The sequence below is a fragment of the Bombella apis genome (assembly GCF_018221685.1).
Classification (GTDB): Bacteria; Pseudomonadota; Alphaproteobacteria; order Acetobacterales; family Acetobacteraceae; genus Bombella; species Bombella apis.
The window spans coordinates 287,266-311,514 of the sequence record NZ_JAGJTM010000004.1; the positions used below are offsets into that span (position 1 = coordinate 287,266).

The 24,249-nt window shown below is 61.3% G+C and carries 21 protein-coding genes and 1 pseudogene; 9 read left to right on the forward strand and 13 right to left on the reverse strand.

The window, feature by feature from the left end; translation table 11 throughout:
* Nucleotides 1–56: 56 nt before the first annotated feature.
* From dprA to gltX, 5 genes are read right to left on the reverse strand one after another with little or no spacing between them, the layout of a single operon-like run.
* Nucleotides 57–1,265: a DNA-processing protein DprA gene (gene dprA, locus J8Z04_RS04565; protein ID WP_332067169.1), complete on the reverse strand. Its 1,209-nt coding sequence runs from the start codon at nt 1,263–1,265 to the stop codon at nt 57–59.
* Entirely contained in the window at nt 1,249–1,884 is a 636-nt protein-coding gene (gene plsY / locus J8Z04_RS04570; RefSeq protein WP_043561018.1) for a glycerol-3-phosphate 1-O-acyltransferase PlsY, read from the reverse strand. The genes dprA and plsY overlap by 17 nt, the downstream gene beginning before the upstream one ends.
* Nucleotides 1,881–3,158, reverse strand: coding sequence for a dihydroorotase (locus J8Z04_RS04575; protein ID WP_081562612.1), 1,278 nt, complete (start codon nt 3,156–3,158; stop codon nt 1,881–1,883). The genes plsY and J8Z04_RS04575 overlap by 4 nt, the downstream gene beginning before the upstream one ends.
* Nucleotides 3,155–4,093, reverse strand: coding sequence for an aspartate carbamoyltransferase catalytic subunit (locus tag J8Z04_RS04580; RefSeq protein ID WP_043561013.1), 939 nt, complete (start codon nt 4,091–4,093; stop codon nt 3,155–3,157). Before J8Z04_RS04580 ends, J8Z04_RS04575 begins: the two co-directional genes overlap by 4 nt.
* On the reverse strand, nt 4,090–5,493 hold the full coding sequence (gene gltX / locus J8Z04_RS04585) for a glutamate--tRNA ligase (protein ID WP_103765817.1): 1,404 nt from the start codon (nt 5,491–5,493) through the stop codon (nt 4,090–4,092). Before gltX ends, J8Z04_RS04580 begins: the two co-directional genes overlap by 4 nt.
* Before the next feature lie 108 nt (nt 5,494–5,601).
* Between gltX and J8Z04_RS04590 the strand changes: the two genes are divergently transcribed.
* Entirely contained in the window at nt 5,602–7,842 is a 2,241-nt protein-coding gene (locus J8Z04_RS04590; protein ID WP_212125580.1) for a ComEC/Rec2 family competence protein, read from the forward strand.
* A 7-nt stretch (nt 7,843–7,849) separates the two neighbouring features.
* On the opposite strand, the gene J8Z04_RS04595 is transcribed toward J8Z04_RS04590, so the two are convergent.
* Together J8Z04_RS04595 and nth are read right to left on the reverse strand one after the other, a co-directional pair.
* Complete coding sequence (locus J8Z04_RS04595) at nt 7,850–8,794, reverse strand: glycosyltransferase family 8 protein (RefSeq protein ID WP_043561007.1); 945 nt, start codon at nt 8,792–8,794, stop codon at nt 7,850–7,852.
* Between the two features lie 116 nt (nt 8,795–8,910).
* Nucleotides 8,911–9,609: an endonuclease III gene (gene nth / locus J8Z04_RS04600; protein WP_373364563.1), complete on the reverse strand. Its 699-nt coding sequence runs from the start codon at nt 9,607–9,609 to the stop codon at nt 8,911–8,913.
* A gap of 153 nt (nt 9,610–9,762) precedes the next feature.
* Between nth and J8Z04_RS04605 the strand changes: the two genes are divergently transcribed.
* On the forward strand, nt 9,763–11,556 hold the full coding sequence (locus tag J8Z04_RS04605; protein WP_192848641.1) for an ABC transporter ATP-binding protein: 1,794 nt from the start codon (nt 9,763–9,765) through the stop codon (nt 11,554–11,556).
* A gap of 45 nt (nt 11,557–11,601) precedes the next feature.
* Here the strand turns inward: J8Z04_RS04605 and J8Z04_RS04610 are convergent, their stop codons facing one another.
* Complete coding sequence (locus J8Z04_RS04610) at nt 11,602–12,741, reverse strand: type III PLP-dependent enzyme (protein WP_043561002.1); 1,140 nt, start codon at nt 12,739–12,741, stop codon at nt 11,602–11,604.
* Nucleotides 12,742–13,181: 440 nt separating this feature from the next.
* Between J8Z04_RS04610 and J8Z04_RS04615 the strand changes: the two genes are divergently transcribed.
* On the forward strand, nt 13,182–13,964 hold the full coding sequence (locus tag J8Z04_RS04615; protein ID WP_244978045.1) for an aspartyl/asparaginyl beta-hydroxylase domain-containing protein: 783 nt from the start codon (nt 13,182–13,184) through the stop codon (nt 13,962–13,964).
* A 56-nt stretch (nt 13,965–14,020) separates the two neighbouring features.
* On the forward strand, nt 14,021–14,998 hold the full coding sequence (locus J8Z04_RS04620; RefSeq protein WP_227449777.1) for a YihY/virulence factor BrkB family protein: 978 nt from the start codon (nt 14,021–14,023) through the stop codon (nt 14,996–14,998).
* An 11-nt stretch (nt 14,999–15,009) separates the two neighbouring features.
* Here the strand turns inward: J8Z04_RS04620 and J8Z04_RS04625 are convergent, their stop codons facing one another.
* Nucleotides 15,010–15,600, reverse strand: coding sequence for a septal ring lytic transglycosylase RlpA family protein (locus J8Z04_RS04625; RefSeq protein ID WP_192848610.1), 591 nt, complete (start codon nt 15,598–15,600; stop codon nt 15,010–15,012).
* 174 nt (nt 15,601–15,774) lie between these two features.
* Between J8Z04_RS04625 and aroQ the strand changes: the two genes are divergently transcribed.
* From aroQ to accC, 3 genes are read left to right on the forward strand one after another with little or no spacing between them, the layout of a single operon-like run.
* On the forward strand, nt 15,775–16,224 hold the full coding sequence (gene aroQ / locus J8Z04_RS04630) for a type II 3-dehydroquinate dehydratase (protein WP_043561671.1): 450 nt from the start codon (nt 15,775–15,777) through the stop codon (nt 16,222–16,224).
* Complete coding sequence (locus J8Z04_RS04635) at nt 16,221–16,676, forward strand: acetyl-CoA carboxylase biotin carboxyl carrier protein (protein WP_043560999.1); 456 nt, start codon at nt 16,221–16,223, stop codon at nt 16,674–16,676. Before aroQ ends, J8Z04_RS04635 begins: the two co-directional genes overlap by 4 nt.
* Nucleotides 16,676–18,031: an acetyl-CoA carboxylase biotin carboxylase subunit gene (gene accC, locus J8Z04_RS04640; RefSeq protein WP_192848642.1), complete on the forward strand. Its 1,356-nt coding sequence runs from the start codon at nt 16,676–16,678 to the stop codon at nt 18,029–18,031. The genes J8Z04_RS04635 and accC overlap by 1 nt, the downstream gene beginning before the upstream one ends.
* Nucleotides 18,032–18,097: 66 nt before the next feature.
* On the opposite strand, the gene ccmB is transcribed toward accC, so the two are convergent.
* Together ccmB and ccmA are read right to left on the reverse strand one after the other, a co-directional pair.
* The gene (ccmB, locus tag J8Z04_RS04645; protein WP_192848643.1) at nt 18,098–18,802 is read right to left on the reverse strand and encodes a heme exporter protein CcmB; all 705 of its coding nucleotides are present in this window, start codon (nt 18,800–18,802) and stop codon (nt 18,098–18,100) included.
* A gap of 54 nt (nt 18,803–18,856) precedes the next feature.
* Nucleotides 18,857–19,438, reverse strand: a pseudogene (gene ccmA / locus J8Z04_RS04650) (heme ABC exporter ATP-binding protein CcmA); the annotation flags it as partial.
* Between the two features lie 193 nt (nt 19,439–19,631).
* Between ccmA and J8Z04_RS04655 the strand changes: the two are divergent.
* Both J8Z04_RS04655 and J8Z04_RS04660 read left to right on the forward strand, forming a co-directional pair.
* Nucleotides 19,632–20,375, forward strand: coding sequence for an amino acid ABC transporter ATP-binding protein (locus tag J8Z04_RS04655; RefSeq protein WP_052349171.1), 744 nt, complete (start codon nt 19,632–19,634; stop codon nt 20,373–20,375).
* Between the two features lie 68 nt (nt 20,376–20,443).
* Entirely contained in the window at nt 20,444–21,964 is a 1,521-nt protein-coding gene (locus J8Z04_RS04660; RefSeq protein ID WP_052349215.1) for an ABC transporter substrate-binding protein/permease, read from the forward strand.
* 8 nt (nt 21,965–21,972) lie between these two features.
* Here J8Z04_RS04660 and J8Z04_RS04665 read toward each other — a convergent pair whose 3' ends face one another.
* On the reverse strand, nt 21,973–22,908 hold the full coding sequence (locus tag J8Z04_RS04665) for a hypothetical protein (protein WP_192848612.1): 936 nt from the start codon (nt 22,906–22,908) through the stop codon (nt 21,973–21,975).
* Nucleotides 22,905–24,188 carry an AAA family ATPase gene (locus tag J8Z04_RS04670; RefSeq protein ID WP_086431826.1) on the reverse strand — a complete coding sequence of 428 codons (1,284 nt, stop codon included), beginning with the start codon at nt 24,186–24,188 and terminating at the stop codon, nt 22,905–22,907. Before J8Z04_RS04670 ends, J8Z04_RS04665 begins: the two co-directional genes overlap by 4 nt.
* Nucleotides 24,189–24,249 lie beyond the last annotated feature (61 nt).

Sequence of the window (24,249 nt, forward strand, 5' to 3'; positions counted from 1 at the left end):
ATGAGTCTTTCCCGGTCTCTGGTGTCCTGGTGGTAAGGCTGTCTGGCCGATGCCCGCTAGCTGGGAAGTGTGATCTGCCCATCGTCGTGGCGTTGGACAGCTCCGTTCATTTCCAGCTCGATGAGTATTGCCGCAACTGCTGAGATGGACAACTGACAGCGTGATGCAATCTCGTCAACAGTGGAGGGGGTATGCGCCAGCAGGGAGAGAATATTTTTTTCGTCAGATTCCGGTAATGATTGACTGGCCGCAGGGGCTTTCCGGGGGGCAGCTGGCGGGGCGGTCGGTACTTTTTCAGTGGGTGTGAAAAGGGATGGCTGGCGTGAGGGAGGCCTGCTCCATGGGGCCAGTCCGGGGTCTGGTGAGGGCGTGTCTGCCAGGGTGGACAGGATGTCCTGAACCTGCTCGACCAGTATGGCCTGATTCTGTTTCAGCAGGTCATTCCCGCCGCTGGAACGTGGATCGCCGGGAAAGCCAGGCACGGCAAAGAGCAGACGCTGGAAGGTTGCAGCGAGTCGGGCCGTGATGAGTGTGCCGGAGCGTCTGGCTGCCTCAACCAGCAGGCAGCCACGGGCCAGACCGGCAATGAGAAGGTTGCGCCGTGGAAAATGGCGGGCATTGGCCGGCATGCCGGGAGGATATTCCGTAATCAGGCAGCCCTGCTGGGCTATGGCGGCCTGCAAGCCTGCATGTTCGGGAGGGTAGGTAATGTCCAGCCCGCCGGGCAGGGCGGCGATGGTCCGTCCAGAGGGCAGGGCTCCCCGGTGGGCCGCTCCATCAACTCCACGGGCCAGACCGGAAACGACAGTCAGGCCGGCTTCTGCCAGACCGGCGGCGAATTCCTCTGTCAGTTTCAGGGCCGGATTGGAGGCCTTGCGGGCCCCGACAATGGCCAGGGAGGGCGTGGAGAGCAGGTCTGTATTGCCTTGGGTGAATAGAAGTACGGGAGCATTCGGCAGTCCGGCCAGCAGGCGGGGATAGGCAGGGTCGGAGCGTAGCAGATGGTGGCCTCCCCGTTTTCCCAGCCAGGCAATTTCGTCTTCCATGCGGGATGCGGAGGGAATGGCTGGCGCCGGACGGCCGGAAAGGCGGGCACGGGCAGGCAGCGCTGCAATGGCCTGCTCTGCCGTGCCGTAAAGGCCCATCAACCGGCTGAATGTGGCGTTGCCAATGCCCTTTGTGCGGGCCAGCCGCAATCGAGCCAGACGTTCCGTTGCTGTCAGGTTGGCTTCTGATAATGCAGCTGGCTCATTTCTGTCCGACACGGGGTTCCGTTCCGCTACAGAGGCGGGCAATGTTGCCGTAATGGCGCAGGAGGATCAGCAGGGTGATGCATGCTGCTGCAATGGGACGGGCCGACATGATGGGTGCCAGAGAGAAGGCCACCATCAGGAACGGTGCTGCCAGAAAAGCCAGAAGCGCCCCCACGGAAGAAATCCTGCTCAGACGGACACCAGCCAGCCAGAGCAGGGTGCAGAGCAGCCCGACCGGCCAGCACATGCCCCAGAAAACACCGATGCCTGTAGCAACGCCCTTGCCGCCACGAAACCTGAGCCATATGGGGAAGCAGTGCCCCACGACAGCGGCACACCCTGCTACGGAGAGGCACAGGGCCGTGTCGTGAGGGGAGAGGGCCTCCGCCAGCAGGACGGCCAGAAGCCCCTTGAAGGCATCCAGAAGCAGGGTTGCCGCAGCGAGGCCTTTGCGGCCTGTCCGCAGCACGTTGGTGGCCCCGATGTTGCCGGAACCGATGCGCCGGATGTCACCCTGCCCACTGAGTGCGGTAAGCAGGAGGCCGAAAGGGATGCTCCCCAGAAGATAGGCCCCCAGAGCGATGACAGGCAGGCTGGGGGGCATGAGGGACCAGGTCAGGATGCCGCTCATGCAGGGAGACCTTTGGCAGTGAAGACTTCACGACCCTGACGGAAGGTCCGCAGGACACGTCCTTTGAGGTTTCGGCCATCAAAGGGGGTATTCTGTGCCCGGCCGGGCAGGCTGCCCGCGGTGACGGTCCATTCTTCTTCCGGGTCAAACAGGCAGAGGTCTGCCGGGGCACCGACGGCCAGCGTCCCGGCTTCCAGCCCCAGAAGACGGGCCGGAGCCACGGTGAGCAGGCGCAGGGCCTCCAGCAGCGGCAGGCCAGCCTGAAGCGTGACACCCAGCAGGGTGACGAGGCCGGTCCCGCCAGCCCGGGCCTGGGCAAAGGGAAGACGCTTGTCATCCGCATCGGCCGGGCTGTGATCGGAGGCGATGGCATCAATGGTGCCGTCTGCCAGACCCGCCAGAACGGCCTGCCGGTCAGCTTCCAGCCGCAGCGGCGGGGAGAGCTTGGCGTAGGTGCGGAAATCCCCGATATCCGCCTCCGTCATGGCGAAATAGGGCGGTGCCGTGTCGCAGGTGACCCGGATGCCCCGCTTTTTGGCATCAGCAATCAGGCCGAGGGCTTCCCCGGTGGAAACATGCCCGAAATGGATGCGTGCGCCCGTCAGTTCGGCAAGGCGAAGGTCACGGGCGATCATCATGGCCTCGGCGCAGGCGGGAATCTGTGGCAGGCCCATTTTCACGGCCTGCGGGCTGGCAGTGGCGCAGCCCCCTTTGGCCAGGGAGGGATCTTCCGGGTGGAGGACAATGACGGTATCCAGAAAGCCGGAATAGGCCAGCAGGTTGCGCATCTGCTTGGTGTCGGCAATGGCCCGGGCACCGTCGGTGAAGCCGATGGCCCCGGCTTTTTTCAGCAGGCCGATTTCGGCCATGTCCGTTCCGGCGCAGCCTTTTGTCAGGGCTCCATAGGGATAGATGGAGACAAGACCAGTCTCTTCCCCACGGCGGCGGATGTAATGGACGAGTGCCGGGTTGTCGATGGCAGGCTCGGTATCGGGAAGCAGGGCCAGGGAGGTGATGCCTCCTGCCACGGCAGCCTGAATACCGGAATCAATGCTCTCCCGGTATTCAGCTCCGGGTTCGCCAAAGCTGGCCCGCATGTCCACGAGGCCGGGGCAGAGGACGGCCCCTTTGCCATCCACGATGCGGGCAGCCTTGGAGGTCTCCTTGGGGTCGAGGGCGGCAATGCGCCCTTTCTCGACCAGCAGGCTCCCTTTGCCATCCCGCCCGGAGGCAGGGTCAATCAGCCGGACATTTTCAAAAAGGATGCTGCTCATGCGGGATTCTTCATGCGGGAAAGACGGTCGAGGACAGCCATGCGGACGGCCACGCCCATCTCGACCTGTTCAGAAATGACGCTTTGTGGCGAATCGGCGACATCGGAGGCAATTTCAACACCCCGGTTCATCGGGCCGGGATGCATCACCAAGGCTCCTGGCTTGGCCAGAGCGAGGCGGCGGCGGTCCAGCCCGAAGAGGGAGAAATATTCCCGTGCGCTGGGGACAAGGCCGCTGCCCATGCGTTCCCGCTGGACACGGAGACACATGGCCACGTCCGCATCCTTCAGGGCTTCATCAATGTCATGATGCAGGGTGACGCCTTCCAGCGTGCCGAGGGCACCGGGCAGCAGGGTGGGGGGGCCTGCCAGATGGATGTCGTTGCCCATGGCCCGCAGGAGGTGAATGTCCGACCGGGCCACACGGCTGTGGGCGATGTCGCCGCATATGGCGATTTTCAGCCCGCTGAGGCGGCCGAAATGCCGCCGGATGGTCAGGCCGTCCAGCAGGGCCTGCGTGGGGTGCTCGTGCATCCCGTCCCCGGCATTGACGACACTGGCCTCGACCTTCTGCGAGAGCAGGGCCGGGGCACCGCTCTGGGCATGGCGGACCACCAGCAGGTCGCAGTGCATGGCGTTGAGGGTGGAGGCCGTGTCCAGCAGGGTTTCGCCCTTGTTGACCGAGCTTGTGGCGACGGTCATGTTCACCACATCGGCACCCAGCCGCTTGGCGGCCAGCTCGAAGCTGGTGCGCGTGCGCGTGCTGTCCTCAAAGAAGAGATTGATGACGGTACGGCCCTGTAGCACGTCCCGTGGTGCATTGCGGGAACGGCTGAGCAGGGCATAGCTCTCGGCGAGGTCCAGAAAAGGCGTGATGTCCTTTTCTGTCATGCCTTCAATGCCGAGAAGATGGGGCGTGTGGTGTGTGGGGTTCATGCGGACAGGACACTCCGGATGCGGGCGAGAACCTCATCCCGGCCCAATGCGGCGAGCGTGAGGTCGATTCCGGGCGATGTCGTGGTACCTGTCATGGCAGCACGGAGCGGCTGGGCGACGGCACCCAGTTTCAGCTCATGCTCGGCAGCGAAGGCCCGCAGCGTGCTGTCGATCCCTTCTGCCGTGAAAGGTTCCAGCCCGGCGAGTTTTTCCTCCAGCCCGGCGAGAACCTTCCGGCCTTCCTCGCCCAGATGCTTTTCCGCCTTGGGGGTGATGGTCAGCGGCAGGCGCAGCCCGGCGAAGGCGGCGTTGTCGGCCAGCTCCACGACCGTCTTTGCCCGTTCCTTCAGCCCCGGCATGAGGGCAAGCACACGGGCACGGACCGTCTCGTCATGGTCAAGGTCATCACGTCGCTCCAGACGCTGCATGACAAGGGCCGTCAGCCGCTCGTCATCGGCACGGCGCATCCAGATGCCGTTGAGGTGGCTGAGCTTGACGTAATCCATCCGGGAGGGAGAGCGGCCGATGCCGTCCATGTCGAAAAGCCTGATCTGTTCCTCACGGTCCAGCACCTCGGCATCGCCATGCCCCCAGCCGAGGCGCAGCAGATAGTTGCAGAGGGCCTCCGGCAGGATGCCTTCCTCACGGAAGTCCACGACGGATTGTGCACCATGACGTTTGGAGAGCTTGGCTCCATCCGGCCCGTGGATGAGGGGCAGATGGGCGAATTCTGGCAGGTCCCAGCCCATGGCCCGATAGATCATGGCCTGACGGAAGGTGTTTGTCAGGTGGTCGTCACCCCGCATGACGTGCGTGATGCCCATGTCGTGGTCATCCACCACCACGGCGAGCAGATAGGTCGGTGTCCCGTCGGAGCGGAGCAGGATGAGGTCATCCATTTCTGCATTGGCGACACGGACCTCGCCCTGCACATGGTCCCTGATGATGGTCTCGCCTTCCTTCGGAGCCCTGAGGCGGATGGCATAAGGCACGCCTTCCGGGGCTTCGGACGGGTCACGGTCACGCCATGTGCCATCATAGCGGGGCGGGCGTTTCTCGGCCCGGGCCTTCTCCCGCATGGCGGCCAGCTCTTCGGGCGTGCAGTAGCAGCGGTAGGCCATGCCCTTTTCCATGAGCTGGGCCACGACCTCGGCATGACGGTCCTGCCGGCTGGCCTGGAAGACAGGCTCTCCATCCCAGTCCAGTCCCATCCATTTCAGGCCATCAAAAATGACGTCCACGGCGTGCTGGGTGGAGCGTTCCCGGTCTGTATCCTCGATGCGCAGGACAAATTCTCCACCGTGATGACGGGCGAAGAGATAGTTGAACAGGGCAGCACGGGCGTTGCCGATATGGAGCAGGCCGGTGGGCGAGGGGGCAAAACGGGTACGGATCTTCATGAGCAGGCCTTATAACATGCCGGGATGGGTCGGGCCATCCACTTCAATGTGTCATCATGGGCTTTATCACAGGCAGCGGCACTTGTGGAATGGACGGGCCAGGGGTGGATGCAGGAGGCGGCAGAGCGGAGGATGATGGGGCAGGCTGTACTCAGGATGGTAGCGTCGGGGCTGGCCCGTCAGGGCAGTCGCCTGACCTGCTGGCTGCCTGTCGGTGTAGCCTTGGGCATTGTGGGGTATTTTGCCCTGCCGGCAGAACCTGCGTGGAGCACAGGCCTGATGATGGGTGGTTTGGCGGGCATGGGGCTGGTGTTGCTGGCCTGCTGCCGCTGGATGGTGGCCGGGACGGAACAGGCGGCACACTGGCAGGTATTGGGGCATTGTCTGGGAAGTGGCCTCCTGGCGATTGGCCTGGGGTTTCTGTTGGCCTGGGGGCAGGCTGTCCGGCAGTCCCCCATGCCGTTCCTGCCCATGGAATCGGTCTGGCTGGAAGGACGGCTGGCGGCTCTGGAACCTGTTCCAGGCCGACATGAAGGGCAGAAGCCCAGCTGGCATGTGGTGGTGGAGGGGGCCGTGTTCGACTCTCCATGGTGGAATGGCATGGCGCCCCTGCAACGGCGGGTGACTGTCACCTTTCTGCCCAGAGAGGGGCAGGAAGATGGCCTGATGGCGTTGGTGACAGGCCAGCCTGTGCGGATACGGGCGCTTCTGCGCTCTCCGCCCCCACCGCTCTGGCCAGGAGGGCATGATGGGCAGCGTGCGGCCTGGTTTGCTGGACGTGCCGGAGCGGGACTGGCCCTCTCACCGCCCTTGCCGCTGAGAGCTGCACCGGCAGGTGGTGTTGTGGGCCGTCTGGAGGACAGGCTGGTCCATCTGCGGCAGACAATGGCCTGGATGATCGGAGCGGCCCTGCCGGGGCAGGTGGGAGCGGTGGCATCCGCCGTGCTGTGTGGCGAAACGGGCCGTCTTTCTGCCGAGACGAGGCAGAGCTATGCGGCTGCCGGGCTGGCGCATCTTCTGGCCGTGGCGGGCCTGCATCTGGGGCTGGTGATGGGGCTGGTGTTTGCCACGGTCAGACGTTGCCTCAGCCTGTCGCAGCGCCTGTCGGCCTACTGGCCCTGTCGTGAGGTTGCCATGCTGGTCTCTTTTGGGGCCGGGGTGGTTTATGTGGTGCTGACAGGGTTGCATGTGCCGGGGCTGAGAGCGCTGGGCATGGCGGGGTTGGCCGTGTTGGCCCTGCTGCTGGGGCGGCGGGCCGTTTCCATGCGGGGGCTGGCTCTGGTCTGCCTGATGCTGGAGGTGATGTCTCCTGTTCTGGTGCTGGATGTTTCCTTCCAGATGTCTTTCGCAGCTGTGATGGCTCTGATTGCGGGTCACGAATCATGGCGGAACTGGCTGTTTCGGTTGGGAGGGCATCATGGGCAGCAGGCCCCGGCTCTCTGGCGGCGGGGGGCAGCTCTGCTGGTGGCCCTTGTTCTGACCTCCCTGCTGGCCGGACTGGCGACCCTGCCGCTCAGCATGGCGTATTTCGGCGCCTTCCAGCCATGGTTTGTCATGGCCAATCTTCTGGCAGTCCCCTTGATGGGTGTCTGGGTGATGCCTGCCGGGATTGTGGCCCTGCTGCTGATGCCATTTGGCCTTTCTTCGGGGCCACTGCACGTGATGGGGTGGGGCATAAAGGGTATCGGCTGGCTGGCAGGGTGTGTGGCGGCGGCTCCGCTTGCATCATTGCCGGTGCCGTCTTTTCCGGCCTGGGGGGTGGGGCTGTATCTGCTGGGGCTGACCGTGATGTGTCTGTGGCGGGGATGGGGCCGGTTTGCTGGCGTGGGTGTGATGGCTGTGGCGCTTTCAGCACCCTGGCTGGTGGACCGGCCCGTGATGCTGCTGGTGGAGCAGGGTGCCGTTTTGGCTGTCCGGCAGGAAGGGGCCATGAGGGTGATGGAGGGGCGCCCTGGTAGCGGGCTGGTCCGACAGGAGATGCAGCGTGCCTTGGGCTGGAATGGCAGAGGGCCGGGGCAGCCGGACTGTGCGGCAGGTCTCTGTCATCTACGCCTTGGGAATGATCGGCTGGTTTTGTGGCGTGGGGTTGCCGGGCCGGAGCGTGGTGGAGAGGCATCATGCCGGGATGTTGTGTTGGAGATACGTATGGGCGGACAGCATCCTCTCTGTCCGTCTGTCCGGCAGCTTGGTCCGGCTGATCTGCGGCGGGAAGGAAGCTGGGCCGTTTATGGGACGGGGGCGGGTGGTATCAGGCTCGTGTCGGACAGAATGGTGCAGGGGGATCGCCTCTGGACCGGCGAAGGAGCGTTCCAGAATGTCGTGCCCCTGCCACCAGCTCCGGCTGAGTGAAGGGGAATCAGGACCCGCACAATGTACGGATCAGTGGCGGGGCAATGCGGCTGAGGCGCTGCTCCAGGGCAGCGGAGAGGCGCCGGTAATGGCTGGCACCAGGCAATGCCGGGTCTTCCCACGGTTTGGTCCCCTCGGGGAACTGGATGATGCAGCGTTTCAGCCGTTCGCTTTCCCGGCGTTTCTTCCATGGTTCCGGGAGATGCAGGCAGAGATTTTCCGTCAGCTTGCCGGTCAGGAAGTTCCAGCGTTCGGGCAGGAGATGGACATGGTCGTGGAAGACCTGATTGAGGATGTCTGTCCCCGGGCAGAGATAGGGGCGTGTGGCAAGGGTGAAGCAGCGGTTTATCTGCGACGGTGAGATGAGCCGGGGGCGGAGCAGCATCATGCTGCTGTTGAAGTAGTCTTCCGGCCGGGCAAGGGAGAGATGCTGGCGGGTATAGTCGGGCAGGGAGACATCGGGCAGCCCGGCAGCGGGAGCATCGCCCAGCAGGGTATGGATGGGCACTTCATGCTGGCGGAGAATCTGGGCGACAGGGTCGGCCACGGCACCGATGGCGGCCTGCCGGGGAAAACGGTTCAGCAGGGGGGGCAATGGTCCGGTAACGAGCAGGGCACTGTCCAGCCAGAGCACATGGACATCATCCCGGAACAGCACCGGGAGATAGCAGCGATAGAAACATTCATTGCGCCATCGTTGATGGGTGTGCAGGCGCAGGGCTGCGGCTTTCTGTCCGACATCGTGAAAGGTCAGCAGGCTGTATTCTGTTCGGAACAGGTCACTGATGATGAGCTGGAGGGCTGGCGCCACATTGGTGTGGAGGATGTGGAAATCGAGCTTCGTGCGGGGATTGTGATCCACGACGGACTGGATGGCACAGAGCGTGGCCCAGAGGTCTTTGCCATTCGTGCCAAAAACGATGGCCGTCTCTTCCAGTCGAGGCGATGGCATGGTCTATCTCATGGTTTGATCGTAAAATTAGACACAAAAGGTCTTTTATAGACTTTTACGATAAAATAAAGGCCTTGATATTAAGGCTTTTTTTGGAGGAGAAGCTTGTGGCCTGCTCAGCGCTTGGGGGGTATTTTGTTCTTTTCCCTGTAGAGACACCATTCAGTGACGGGGCAGCGCCAGCATTCCGGTGTGCGGGCCTTGCAGACATAGCGGCCATGCAGGATGAGCCAGTGATGGGCAGGGCGGAGCATCTCTTTGGGGATGCGGCGGACCAGCTCATCCTCCACGGCACGGACGGTCTTGCCCGGTGCGAGGCCAGTACGGTTGCCGAGGCGGAAAATATGGGTATCGACAGCCATGGTTGGCTGGTCGAAGGCGATGTTGAGGACGACATTGGCTGTTTTCCGACCCACGCCGGGCAGGGCTTCCAGCTCTTCCCGGCTTCCGGGGACCTGCCCGTCATGTTTTTCCAGCAGCTGCTGGCAGAGCAGGGCCACGTTATGGGCTTTTGAGCGCCAGAGGCCTATGGTGCGGATATGTCTGGCGATGCCTTCTTCACCCAGTGCGGCCATGCTGGCAGGGTCGGGGGCTTCTTCGTACAGGGCACGGGTGGCCTTGTTGACGGAAACATCCGTCGCCTGTGCTGAAAGCACGACACTGACGAGCAGCTCGAACGTGTTGTGATAGATCAGCTCGCTGCGGGCGTCCGGGTGTGCTTTCTCCAGCGCGGCCAGAAAGGCGCGGACGGCCTTCAGGCTCATGCGGGGCTGGGAGCTGGTCGAGCGTGTGCGGGGCGTGCTGGTAGAAGCCATGAGGGTATGGTGGGTCCGGCCATTATGGGAAAAACTCTGTCCGTTCCTAAGGGGAGTCGGGTTTTTCTTCAAGCGGAGGGGCCGGGTGTGGTCTGACAGTTTTTGAAGGAGGAAAAGGCAGACGTGGCAGAGAATGGGGATGGACGGGACAGCATGAAGAAACTCTCCTTTGGGGCGATACTGGCTTTTGTGGTGAAGCGCTGGCTGGGCCAGCCTGCCATGCTGGCATGGACGCTTGGCGGTGTGGCCTTGGCCACGGTAGCTGATATATGCACTCCTCTTCTGGCTGGTCGCCTGGTGGGTGATATTTCCACGACGACATCTGCCTCATCGGCTGCTGGTGGCCGGGAGGCTTTGCTGCATGATGCCCTGCTCATGGTCAGCGGGCTGCTGGTTCTGGGGCTGGTGGGCGTCATGGGCCGGCGGTCTTCCTATCTGGGGATCAGCAAACTCAGCCTTGCTGTCATGCGCCGGGTGCTGGATGATGCTTTCGCCCGGGTGCAGCGTTTCTCGTCAGACTGGCACGCCAACAATTTTGCGGGCTCTACCGTGCGGCGGATCACCCGGGGAATCTGGGCCATTGATACGCTGGATGACACGCTTCTCCTGCTCATTACGCCAGAGGTTCTGGTCCTGCTGGGGACGACCCTGGTCCTGCTGGTGCGGGCGCCCCTCATGGGGCTGGTGCTGGCCGTGATGGTCGGGCTGTTTGCCTGCATGTCCATCTGGCTGGCTCTGCGTTATGTGGCGCCAACAGCCCGGATATCCAACGCCTGTGATTCCAGGATGGGTGCCGTGCTGGGGGATGCCATTACCTGCAATGCGGTGGTGAAGAGCTTCGGGGCGGAGGAACGGGAGGAGCGGCAGCTCCATGCCGTAGCCCGCACGTGGGCGGACAAGACCTATTACAGCTGGTATCGGGGGACGAACAGCGCCAACTTTCAGGCGTCCTATACGCTGCTGATGCGTGTGGTGATGATTGGTCTGGCTGTGCTGCTCTGGTGGCGTGGTATGGCCGGGCCGGGTGATGTGGCCTATGTGCTGACGATGATGTTCCTCATCCAGGGTTATCTGCGGGATCTGGGGCAGCAGGTGAGCCAGGTTCAGCGGTCGGTCAATGAGATGGAAGAACTCGTCGGGCTGTTCTCGAGCGAACCGGCCATCCGGGATATCCCCGGTGCCATTCCGTTGGAGGTGACGGCGGGGGAGATTGTCCTTCTGGATGTGAGTTTCCGGTATCCATCCCAGGAAAAGCCGATCTATCAGGGGCTGTCGCTGAGGATCGCACCGGGGAGCCGTGTGGCCCTGGTCGGGGCGTCCGGGTCGGGCAAGACGACGCTGACACGGTTGTTGCAGCGTCTGTATGATGTGGATGGTGGCAATATTCTGATTGATGGGCAGGATATTGCTTACGTCACCCAGCAGAGCCTGCGGCGCCAGATTGCGCTTGTCCCGCAGGAACCCATGCTGTTCCATCGAACATTGGCTGAGAACATTGCCTATGGTCGGCCTGATGCCACCCGGGAGGAGATCGAGCAGGCGGCACGGCTTGCCAATGCTGATGGATTCATTACCCGTCTTGCCGAAGGGTATGAGACGCTGGTTGGTGAACGTGGCGTGAAGCTCTCCGGGGGAGAGCGCCAGCGCGTGGCGATTGCCCGGGCTTTTCTGGTTGATGCGCCGATTGTGATTTTTGATGAAGCCACGGCAAGCCTCGATTCTGAATCAGAAATGCTGGTGCAGGAGGCCATGACCCGCCTGATGGAAACACGCACCGTACTGGTTGTGGCGCACCGTCTGGCCACCGTGCGTGACCTGGACAGGATTCTGGTATTTCATCAGGGGCAGATCGTTGAGGATGGCACGCACGAGAGTCTGATGGCTCTGAAGGACGGGGCCTATCGGCGGCTCGTGTCGCTGCAATCGCTTGATGCAGCCAGCCCGTAACGGGCTGGCTGATGCTGGATGGTCGTCTCCTGCCCTGCGGAAGGGTCAGATGTAATGTTCATCCAGTGGTGGAAAGCCATTGAACCCGGTCGAGCAGTAAGTGGACACATAGGCACCAGTGGCGAGGATGTTGATCCTGTCTCCTGCCTTGAGCTCTTCTGGCAGGGGAACGGGATTTTTCTCGTATAGCACGTCCATGCTGTCGCATGTCGGCCCGGCCAGGATGCAGGGTGAGCGGCTGCTCGTGGTGTCGTCATGGGGTGTCTGGAAGACATAGCGGATGGATTCGCCTTCTGTTTCCGCCAGACCACCAAAGCGGCCGATATCCAGATAGACCCAGCGGGGAGTGTTGTCCTCACCGCCCCGCCTGCTGGCCAGCACGACCTCGGTATGCACGATTCCCGCACTGCCAACCATGTAGCGGCCCGGCTCCAGCAGAATGCGGGGGGCCCCTTGTGGGAAATGCGCTGCCATGGCCTCCGTTATGGTCGTGCCGAACTGGTCGATGCTGGGGATGGGGCTGTTGTAATAGGTTGGAAAGCCCCCGCCCATATTGATGAAGTCCAGCGTGATGCCCTGCTTCTGGAGGCGGTGGCAGATTTCGGCAGCCTGAGCAATGGCGTCGGCATAGGCTGTCGTGCTGGTCTGCTGGCTACCGACATGGAAAGACAGGCCAGCTGGTTTCAGGCCCAGCTCACGGGCTTTCTGCAACAGGGTAAAAGCGCTTTCCGGCGTCGTGCCAAACTTGCGGGAGAGCGGCCACTGTGCCCCGGTATTGAGAACTCCCAGCCGACAGAAAACCTCACAGCCGGGGGCGTGTTCTGCCAGTTTTTCCAGCTCCTCCATGCAGTCGAATGCATAGAGTGTCAGGCCTTTCTGATGGGCATAGGCAATGGAGCGCACTGTCTTGACGGTGTGGCCGAAAGAAAGCTTCTGCGCCGGAATGCCTGCTTGCAGGCAGATGTCGATCTCTCCGGGGGATGCGATGTCGAAGAACGAGCCGAGGGCATGCAGCTCCTTCAGGATCGCTGGTGCCGGATTGGCCTTTACGGCGTAATGGATCCGGGCGGAGGGAAGGGCATCGTGCAGGGCGTGGTACTGCGTACGTACGCAGTCCAGGTCCACGACAAGGCAAGGGGTGGCGGGTTTTTGTTCGGTGAGAAAACGGGCGATTCTGGGAGTCATGATACTCACGTCCCCTATAAATTCTCCCCGGTCGGGGGAGATGTTGCGAAACGGTCGAACGGACCGGCGGGATTCCGCCTGCCCCCTGCAGGCAAGGGGATACGGGGCCAGAGCGCTTGACGTCGTTGCGTAACCTCATGAGGGCCAGTGGCACGTGCGTTGCTGCGTGGAGTGCGTGACAATGCCCAGATTTTTTTTCAATGCAAGGGGAAACTGAAGGGTGGCCTCCGGGTAAGGTTTTTATCACAAAAAAGTGATGTCAAGTCAGCAATTCAGCAGGAGGGGGCGGGAAGGGAGCGTCCTGTTCAGGAAGGATTTTTATTAAAATTCAGTGTGTTGTTGAATGGAGGCAGTCATGGTGGTTGATATCATATTGATATGTGACTTTCTTTTGAGAGAACTGTTCTGGTAACAGTGTAGCGTCTGCGTGGACTGGTTTGATGTGTTTTCTGCTAGTGGAGGACATGATGGCGGCAGGTCATGATGATAAGAAAAAACGCCCCTTTCTTGTACGGGTTGGCAAGGCGCTACGCCCCTTGTTCAATGCCCTGATTGCCAGAGGGTCACTGGTCCCCAATACACCTTTGCTGGACAATGGCCTGTTTCCCTGGGCGGTGGCCCTGGAGAAGGCTGCCCCGCTGATGCAGAAAGAGTTTCAGGCCATCATGGCTGAGCGTGAGAAAATTCCGCCCCTGCGTGACCTTTCGCCCGATCATGAGCGCATTGCGCCGGACAGCCGCTGGAAGTCATTTTTTCTGTATGGCTACGGCATTCCTGTTCCAGAGAATTGTGCCAAGGCCCCTGTTACGGCCCAGCTTGTGGCCGGGATTCCCGGTCTCTGTTCCGCCCTGTTCTCCGTTCTGGAGCCCGGTGGGGAAATTCCACCCCATAAAGGGGTTACCAAAGGGATGCTGAATGCACATCAGGGCTTGGGGGTTCCACGAGATCGTGATAATTGCTGGATCAAGGTCGCAGATCACACGCTGCACTGGGATGATGGCAGGCTGTTCATCTTTGATGATACCTACCGGCATACGGTGCAGAACAACACCGATGAGGTGCGTGGCATACTGTTCATTCAGTTTGAGCGGCCTACCCGTGGTCTGGGATGGTTGATGCAGCGTATTTTCCTTGGAGGGGTGAAAAAATCCGCCTTTGTCAGGGATGCCCAGAACAATATCGAACGCTGGAACCGTATTCAGGCTGAACTGGAGAAAGTGTGATGATGGAGCCGTGATCTTGCTGTCACGGCCTCGCAGGGAGAGGAAAAGCGCACCCCGTGCCCGACAAGATCGAGATGCCATTGGAGCCTCCGCCACCACCAAAAGGCCTCTGGGCCACGTTCAGGCAGGTCCTGAGCAACAGCGGAGACAGCCAGACGTCCCTCAGTGCGGCGGGATGCGCCTTCTTTGCAACCCTGTCGCTGTTTCCCGCCCTGACGGCGCTGATCTCTGTCTATGGGCTGGCTTTTGACGTACAGACGGCAGAAGAGCAGCTGCGTGTCGTCAGGCACATGCTCCCTCCTGCCGCCTATGAGATGATCTTCGACAGGATCCATGCGCTGGTGACTCAGCCTCAGTCCTCACTGACCCTGGGGCTGGTTTTTTCCCTGCTGGTGGCTCTCTGGTCCGTCACGGCCAGCAGCAAGTCCATCCTGTCTGCCCTGAACATCGTCTATCATGCCAGGGAAACTCGTGGTTTCCTGCATTTTCAGGTTCTGGCCTTCGGCACAACTCTTCTGGCCGTGATAGGGGCCTGCCTGACGTTGGCGCTCATGGTGGCGGCTCCGGCCATCGTGGATTATCTGCCACGCTATCTGAGTTATGTGGGGGTGACGATAGATAGCCTGCCGCCATCGCTCCATTTTCTGGTGGAGCAGGGCACGCCCGTTCTCGTTCACTGGCTGGCCCCTTCCATCATGCTCTGTTTCGTCTTCATGGCGCTGATCGTGCTGTATCGTATCGCCCCGTGCCGGGAGCGCATGACATCATGGCGCTGGATCCTGCCCGGTGCGTTTCTGGCGACCCTGCTCTGGGTTGGCGTGTCCATTGGTTTTTCGTGGTACGTCTCGCACTTTGCCAGTTATGGCACGACGTATGGGCCACTGGGTGCCGTGGCGGCTGTCATGATGTGGCTTTTTGTCAGTGCGTATGTCGTGCTGTTTGGCGCCGTGCTGAATGCCGAGCTGGAGGAGCGGGGCTACCGGCGGATCGTTCGCAAGGAAATGGGAATCCCCGTCAGGCCAGCGGATCACTGAGGAGCTGTCGGCTACCGGAGCGGGCTGTCCTGTGCGATTTTTTCGGCCTGACGGGCCTGGTCCTGAAGAATCTCGTGCATGTCGGTAGGGTGGCGGAAACGGGAGCGGCGGCGGGGTAGGACCGTTATGGTGATGTGGCTGACACCGTGATTCATGATTCCCAGGCTGGCCGCAGCCCCCTGCGAGAGGTCGATGATGCGGTCGCCGTCGGCTGGCCCGCGGTCATTGACCCTAACGATGACAGATCGGCCCGTGACGGATGAATGGACCAGCAGTTTCGTTCCCAGAGGGAGGGACGGATGGGCGGCCGTCAGCGCGTCGGGGCTGAAGCGTTCGCCGCTGGCAGTCCGTTTTCCGATCAGCTCTTTGCCGCCATACCAGCTGGCCAGCCCGCTTTGCGTGGGAGGGAGTGCAGCTGCTTCCGTCTTCTCCACGTCTGATGACATCCCGGCCGCCAGGGCGGATGGGCTGGAGGCGACATGCCCCAGACATGCAAGAATGATCAGACACGGCAGGGTAGAGGCTGTGAAGGGGAACCGCCTGTTCCGCCCATGAGGGACGACAGCTTCCATGGAAGCAGGGAAAGGTGTGTTTGCCTTCATGTTACCCACGGATATTGTTGATGGTCATCCCGAGTGTGTCACAACTTGAACAGATGGGCCAGCGTGGGCGTCCAGATGATTGTAAACTATTGGATAACATATGAAGATTGCGGTGCCAGACTGTAAAAGAAGTGGCTTTACCTGATGAAGATGAAGGTGCTATCAGCCGTTCGGATGAAGCGACCTCTTATTGTTGTCCTGAACGGACCGAACCTGAATATGCTGGGGCTGCGGCAGCCTGAGATTTACGGCGAAGCCACACTGGATGATGTGGAGCAGCTGTGCCTTCAGGCTGCGGAGCGGCTCGATGTGACGATCGACTTCCGCCAGACCAATGGCGAGGGGGAGCTTGTGTCATGGGTGCAGGAATGCCGGGGCCGTGCAAGCGGTATTGTCATAAATCCTGCGGCCTATGGGCACACATCGATTGCTTTGCTTGATGCGCTGCTGGCTGTTGAGCTGCCAGTGATTGAGGTGCATATGTCTAACATTCATCGCCGGGAAGCATTTCGTCATCACACGTATGTTTCACAGGCAGCCCGTGGAGTCATCTGCGGGCTGGGGATACGCGGGTATGCCCATGCTCTCCAGGCGGTGGCAGATATGATTGAGGATGAAGGATGAGCCGTATGCTCGTGGACAAGGAGGCCATTCGGGCACTGGCCGATATCCTGACGGATACAGGCCTGACCGAGATTGAAGTTTCCGAAGGCGACAGCCGCCTTCGTGTTGCCCGGAATGTGACCGTACAGGCTGCGGCTGCTCCCGTGGCCGCTGCTCCTGCTGCGGCTCCCGCCCCCGTGGCGGAAGAGGCCGTGGCCCCGGCAGACCCGTCATCCCATCCTGGCGCTGTTCCCAGCCCGATGGTGGGCGTGGCCTATCTGACACCGGACCCCTCCTCCCCTCCGTTCGTGCAGGAAGGAGGCCAGGTCGCTGCCGGGCAGACCATCATGCTCATCGAGGCGATGAAGACCTTCAACCAGATCAAGGCACCGCGTGCAGGCAAGCTGGTCCGCTACTGCGTGGCATCTGGCGATCCGGTTGAATTCGGGGCAACATTGGCGATCATCGAGTGATGTTTTCCAAGATCCTGATAGCCAATCGTGGCGAGATTGCCCTGAGGGTGCTGCGCGCCTGCCGGGAGATGGGCATCAAGACGGTGGCGGTGCATTCCACGGCAGATGCTGACGCCATGCATGTGCGTCTGGCCGATGAGGCTGTCTGCATCGGGCCGCCAAGCTCCCGTGATTCTTACCTGAATGTGGCGGCTATTCTTTCTGCCGCCACCATCACCGGAGCAGAGGCCATCCATCCGGGCTATGGCTTCCTTTCCGAAAATGCGGAATTCGCCGAAACGGTGGAGGAGCACGGCATCGCCTTCATTGGCCCGACAGCCGAGCACATCCGCATGATGGGTGACAAGATCACCGCCAAAACGACCATGGAGGCCCTCGGCGTGCCGCTGGTGCCCGGGTCGGACGGGGCCCTGCGGAGCCTGGACGAGGCCCGGGAAGTTGCGGCCCGTGTCGGGTATCCGGTGCTCATCAAGGCCGCTGCCGGTGGTGGTGGTCGTGGCATGAAGGTAGCCCAGACAGCTGATGAGCTGGAGGAAGCCTGGAGCGTGGCCCGGACGGAAGCCCGTGCCGCTTTTGGCAATGACGAGGTCTATCTGGAGAAATATCTCGACAAGCCCCGTCATATCGAGCTTCAGATCATGGGTGACACGCACGGCAATGTCGTGCATTTCGGGGAGCGTGACTGCTCCCTCCAGCGTCGCCATCAGAAGCTGCTGGAGGAAGCCGGTTCCCCCGTCATCACGCCAGAGCAGCGCAACGAGATTGGCAAAACAGTTACGGATGCCCTGTCACGCATGGGGTATCGCAATGCCGGTACGCTCGAGTTCCTGTATCAGGACGGGCAGTTCTGCTTCATTGAGATGAATACCCGCCTTCAGGTGGAACATCCGGTGACGGAAATGGTCTGCGATGTGGACCTCGTGCGGGAGCAGATCCGTGTGGCCGCTGGTGAAAAGCTGAGCTACCGGCAGGAAGACATCGTGATGAACGGCCATGCCATCGAGTGCCGCATCAACGCCGAGGACCCGGAAACCTTTGCGCCCAACCCGGGGACGGTCAAGGTGTTCCATGCTCCCGGTGGTCTTGGTGTCCGTATGGACAGTGCGCTCTTTGCCGGTTACAGGGTGCCTCCCTATTACGACAGCATGATTGCCAAGCTGATCGTTCATGCTCCCACCCGTGCGCTGGCCATCAGCCGCATGCAGCGGGCCCTGACGGAGTGTGTGGTGGAGGGGGTGAAGACGGTCATCCCTTTGCATCAGAAAATTCTGGCAGACCCGGAGTTCCAGAAGGGTGAATATACCATTCACTGGCTGGAGAATTTCGTGGCGAAACTTCAGGCCGCTAAAGCCTGAAGATTTCTGCTTCGGCCTGTCCGTTCAGAAAGCCGTTCCCGTAGCAGGGAGCGGCTTTTTTTATGGTCAGCCCCGTGCTTCTTTTAGGCTGGCTCCAGCGATGAGGGGGCAGCTCGGCAGGGCCAGAAGGAAAAGGGCCGCCAGAAGGCTCAGATTGGCCGTACAGGCTGTTCCTGTCGGGGTGGTGCAGGCCAGTGTGCCGAAGATGAGACCAGGAGTCATCAGCGGCAGTGTCAGCACGGGGAGCAGAAGGCTGTTGCGGCGTGCTCCCAGTGTTATGGCCGCTGTCATGCCCCCTGTGAGAGAGAGGGTCAGGCTGCCCAGAGTAAGGCTGAGCATGAGCACCGTCAGGTTATGGGCTGGCAGCTGGAAGAACGGGGCCAGCAGAGGGGTGGCCAGCAGGATGGGCAGTCCACCTGTCACCCAGTGGGCGAACATTTTTCCCAGCGCAATGAAGGCAGGGTGCAGGGTGATCTGGAGCATGTCCAGTGATCCGTCTTCCGCATCTTCATCATAGAGGCGCTCCAGTGGCAGGAGTGAGGCCAGCAGGGTACAGACCCACAGAATGGCCGGGCCGGTCTGCTGGAGCAGGGCGGGGGTGGGGCCGAGGGCAAGAGGAAAAAGTGTGCTGCAGACTGTCAGGAACAGCAGCCCCCCTACGGTTTCGGCACCGTTCAGGCGGGCCAGATGCAGCTCCCGGCGCAGATGCAGGAGCAATGGATGAAGGGTCTCTTTCGAGGCTGGCTTCTCCTGCACTGGCGGGGTTTGCATGGCCATGTCTGGCGTGATGGATGGTGCCACCATGCCGGGTGTGAGGTGCTGGCTGCCCGGTAGGGATAGTGGCGCATGGGAGGCAATGGCTACGGCCCCCCCACGGGCACGATGCTCCGCCAGCAGGGTCTCCAGTAGGGCAAGGCTGGCAGCATCCAGACCATTGGCAGGCTCATCCAGCAGCCACAGCCGGGCATCGGGAAGGAGCAGCAGGCGGCTCAGGGCTACACGACGTTTTTGCCCCAGCGAGAGCAGGCGGACAGGGCAGTCCAGAAGATGGGCCAGCGCCAGACGCTTCAGGGCAGCATGGATGGTTTCTGTCCCATGAGGCATGAAGAGACAGAGATTCTGCTCGACCGTCAGGGTGGATTTCAGGGCGTCAGCAGGGCCAAGCCAGGCAATGTCGGCCCGGCGGGTCACTGTGCCTCCAGCAGGGGGACACAGCCCTGCCATCAGCCGCAGAAGTGATGACTTGCCCGTACCATTTGGCCCGGTAAGGAGTAGGGCATCACCGGTAGCGAGGTTCAGGGAGAGATCAGGGACCAGACAGCGTCCTGCCCGCTCCAGCCGGACATGATCCAGCCGGAGAAGGGATTGTGGTGGAGAGGCAGGCGGGCATGAGGTGCTGGAGGCCATGGTGATGTTTCATGTGGAGCTGGAAGGGGCCTAGGGAAGGTCCGGGAGAAAAATATGCCCTTCCGGGTGGAAAATACAGAAAAGGATGTTTTGCTTGAAGGGTGGTTATGGTTAAGAAAGCGCATGGTGAATGACTACAGGATGGTTGTCCATGTTGTAGCGTGCAGGAGGATGTTCGGAACTGACTGACTGGGTGCTGAAGGCGACCGGTATCGCCAAGTCTTTCGCCGGGAATGAAATTCTGCGGGGAATTTCTCTGGAAGTGGAACGTGGGGAGCTGATTTCCATCATCGGGCCGTCCGGCTGTGGGAAATCAACGTTCCTCCGCTGTCTCAATTTTCTGGAACATCCCGATGCCGGAGAGGTGCGGGTTGAGGATGTGACCGTGGCCAGTACGGGCTCATGGCGCCGTGCGGACGAGGTTCAGGCCCACCGTCTGCGCAGCCATGTGGGCATGGTCTTCCAGTCCTTCAACCTGTTTCCACATCGCACGGTGCTGGAGAACGTCATGCTGGCCCCCATGCAGGTCAAACGCATGAGTGAGACGCAGGCGAAGCATGTTGCCTGCGAACTGCTGGAGAAGGTTGGCCTTGCCGCCGTGAAGAACCGTTACCCGGACCGTCTGTCCGGCGGGCAGCAGCAGCGTGCGGCCATTGCCCGGGCTCTGGCGATGAAGCCTTCCGTCATGCTGTATGATGAGCCGACATCCGCTCTGGACCCGGAACTTTCCGAAGAGGTGCTGTCTGTCATGAGGGCGCTGGATGCAGAAGGCATGACCCAGCTCGTCGTGACGCACGACATGCGTTTCGCCCGGGCGGCCTCGGATCGTGTGCTGTTCATGGAAGCTGGACAGATTGTGGAAAGTGGCGACCCCGATGTGATGTTCGCCAACCCGCGTGAGGCAGGAACCCGGCGTTTCCTGCGGACACTCCTTTGATGAATGGGGGCACGGTGATGAAGCGTGTGAGGTTTGCGCTGGCTCTGGCCCTGTTCGGGCTGTGGGGTATGGCAGGTCTGTCCGCTCCTGCCTGGGCTGAAGGCGGTACTCCAGCAGTAGCTTCCCTGCGGGTTCCCGGTGCTACGGATGACAGGGACCTTCCCTGGGCGTCGGACGGAGAGGCCAACGTGCCTTACGTCTTTCACGATCCAGCCCATGAAGGGCGGATGACAGGTTTTGAATATGACCTGATGCAGACCATCAGCGCCCGGATGGGACGGCATGGGCGTTTCGTACAGAATGGCTGGGACGGGCTGATCCCCGGCCTCTCACGGGACCTGTATGCCCTGGTCATTGATGGTATCGAGATGACGCCGGAGCATAAGGCTGCCGTGCTTTTTTCCCGGCCCTATTATGTGACGGTGGATCGGATTGTCCTGCGGAATGATGAAAAAGGGCTGGACACGCTTGATGCCCTGAAAGGCCATGTGGTCGGGACCATCAAGAGCACGGCTGCCGAGCGTCTTCTGCTGGATCACGATCCGGCCAATGTGCGTTCTTATGATGAAGAGACAAATCTGTTTTCTGACCTGAAGAACGGACGTCTTGATGCCATTCTGATTGATGAGCCTATTGCCCTTTATTACCGGTCGGATGATCTGAAGCTCGTTGGGCCGCCGATCGGTCGTGTGGCTTATGGAATTGCCTTCCCTAAGAACAATCCCGGCCTGCGTGATGCTGTGGATTCCGTTCTGGGTGATCTCATGAGCGATGGCACCCTGCATCAGATTCTGGCCCGCTGGAATCTCTGGACGCCGCAGATGGCCGATTACACGGGGGATCAGACTCTCTCAACAGTCCAGCCAACGGCCTGGGTGGATTACCGCCAGACGATGGAGCGGATGTCCGGCAGCAGTGTGCAGGCCATGGTTCACCGTTATGTCAGTTTTCTGCCTCTGATAGGCAGTGGGGCGTTGATGACGCTGGGCGTGTCGGCTCTGGCGATGGTGCTTGCCGTGGCGATGGGGCTGGTGCTGGCTCTGGCCCGGGCCTACGGGGTGGCACCGTTACGCTGGCTGGCCGGGCTGTATGTGGAGATCGTGCGGGGCACGCCGTTGCTGATACAGGTGCTGTTCATTTTCTATGGACTGCCTGCTTTTGGTCTGCGTCTGTCGCCTTTTGCGGCGGGCGTGCTGTCGCTGGGGCTGAATTATGCGGCCTATGAGGCGGAAAATTACCGGGCGGGGCTGCTTTCTGTTCCCCGTGGGCAGATGGAAGCGGCCATCGCCCTGAACATGACCCACATGCAGGCCCTCCGGCTCGTGATCGTTCCGCAGGCCTTCCGCACGGTCGTACCCGTCATGACGAACGATTTCATTGCCCTGCTCAAGGACAGTTCCCTCGTTTCCGTTATCACGCTGACAGAGCTGAGCCAGACCTATATCCGTCTCTCGTCAACCTATTATGACTATATCGGCACGGGGCTCATGGTCGGTCTGGCCTATCTTCTGGTTGGCCTGCCTTTTGTGCGCCTCGCCCGCATGGCGGAGAAGCGCATGGGGCGCGTCGTCGCCAAGGGGCATCACTGAAGGCCCCATCAGGGGATCAGCGGGTCCGGTGGCGGGGTGTGACCCTGCAACTGGTTCCCGAACCCCAGCTGCAGGGCCTTTTGCCACTCCAGCGCCCAGCTGCGCATCCTGGTCAGGAATGTTCTGGCCTCGGGGTAGGGTGACAGCGCATCCCTGGACCAGACGGGAATGGGGGCAAGCAGCTGGTGGGTCTGCTGGTCCAGTGGTGGAATCAGCGTGTCCACAAGGCCAACCTGGGCCTGACCATCCGTCGTGGTAGCGACGTGTCGCCATTGGACAGCCAGAAACAGGGGGGGGATGGGCGTGACGCCGAGGGCCTGCAAGCGGGCGATGGACTGGTTGATGAGTGGATTGGTGCTGACATCATTGCCCTGTATCACCACAGTACCAGAGCCGATGCAGTCTTCTCCTGCTGGAGAGACCGGCAGGCTGTGATTGAGGAAGTTGCGGTCATCATGGCAGATGCCCGTCACGTTCCCAGCCCGGTCCAGAGCAATGGGCTGCTGGGTTGCCTGGGCGATGATGAGGCCGGTAATGGCCCCCTGATGTGTACGGACAAGAGCCAGAAAAGAGAGGGGGGACTCGTTGCTGATCTGGGCGGAGAGAATGGGGTGCCACTCTCCTTTGGGTAGAGGAATGGTATGGCCACCCAGGATAACACGATCCCGTACAATCTCAGACATGCTGGGATATTGCAGATGCACCGGCATCGGCCCGGAGGGTGTATTGTCAGCATCGCCCGGGCCGCCGTCTGCATGAGCTGAATCGTGAGGAGCGTGCGTTGCTGTCGGCGCCATGCCGGGGAGCCAGGGAGCCTGTTTTTTCAGCCAGGGGGTTGGGAAAAAGGCTGCCATCACCAGCCCGCCAAGCCCGATCATGAAGGAGAGGCGCCACAGGGGGGCCTGCTTCCAAAGGGAGATGCAGGTACGGAGGAGATGCTTCACAGGCTGGCCTTGTTCATTCTTTCCTGAGGCTCTTCGCTTGTTTCAGCCCGGATGCGTCCTTCTCCTTCCATGACGAGGTGGACATGGGTGCGTCCCTGCTGGCGGGCCGTGATGAGGCTGTCGCTGATCATGTCTTCAATGGACCGGAGAATATCCCGGGCACTGGCCATGCTGCCCAGTTTCTGCTGGCGCTGAAGGATTTCGAAGAGAAGGGCAGGGTCGATGCCACCGGCTTCAACATTCAGCCCGTAGCCACGGATCATCTGCTCAATTTCCAGAGCAGCCACACGGGCGAGGTCCAGCCCCCGCAGCGCACGGAATACGAAGATGCGGTCCAGCCTGTTCAGGACCTCCGGCGCAAACCCGGCCCGACGCAGGGCTTCGGTCGATTCGGCCCGCATTTTCTCGGGCTCGTCAGCCAGCCTGTCCGCAATGGCACTGAGAGCATCCGTGGCAATGTTTGATGTCAGAACAAAGATGGCCCGTGTGGTTGGTACCAGCTCGTTGGTGGAGGCTTCCGTTACATGGCCGTCATTCCAGGCCGTAAGGAATTTCTTGAAGACGTCCGGGTGGGCCTTTTCGATCTCATCCAGCAGGACGACGGCATCGGGATTTTCCTTCAGGCCACCTGTCAGCCGCCCGAACGTGTCAGACCCAACATAGCCTTTGGGAGAGCCGAAAAGCTGTGTGGCAGCATGCGGGCTGGACATCTGGGTCATGTCGAAATGCAGCAGCGGGCGCTCCGTCTGGTTGGCAATCTGCTTGGCCAGATAGGTCTTGCCGGTACCGGGCGGCCCAGCAAGGAGGAAGACCCCGACGGGACGGTCACGGTTCTGGAGAGCCAGCCGGCGGCGCAGCTGCTGGGCAATATCCTCGCAGACCTGGTCCTGCCCGATGACACGGGCACGCAGGGCAGCGGCCAGCTCCTCAGCATTGATGGCACTCTCACGCTGCTGGCGTGCCAGCATTTCCTCCAGAGCGGTGCGGTTGGTCAGACGGCTGAGAACATCCATGAGAAGACTCTTTCTGTGGCGCAGGCCACGGCGGGCCAGACGGTCGGACGAGAGACAGTAGAACACCCCGGCAAGAGAGAGGGCAAGCCCGGCGATCCCGGCGGGAAGATAGCCGGGGCGGGCCCAGTTGGCAGCAACGAGCAGCGCATGCAGCAGGGTTGTGGGGGAGAGATGGACCATGAGAGCCAGCTGGACAGCCGCCAGTATCAGGAAGGCCGCCATCATCAGGGGCATCATGCGGGAGAGCCAGGGGATCAGGGATTTCATCATGGGCTTCTGCATCCTGCCGGGAGGGGAACCCCCTGTTTTCACTGGCAGGCCGGGATGG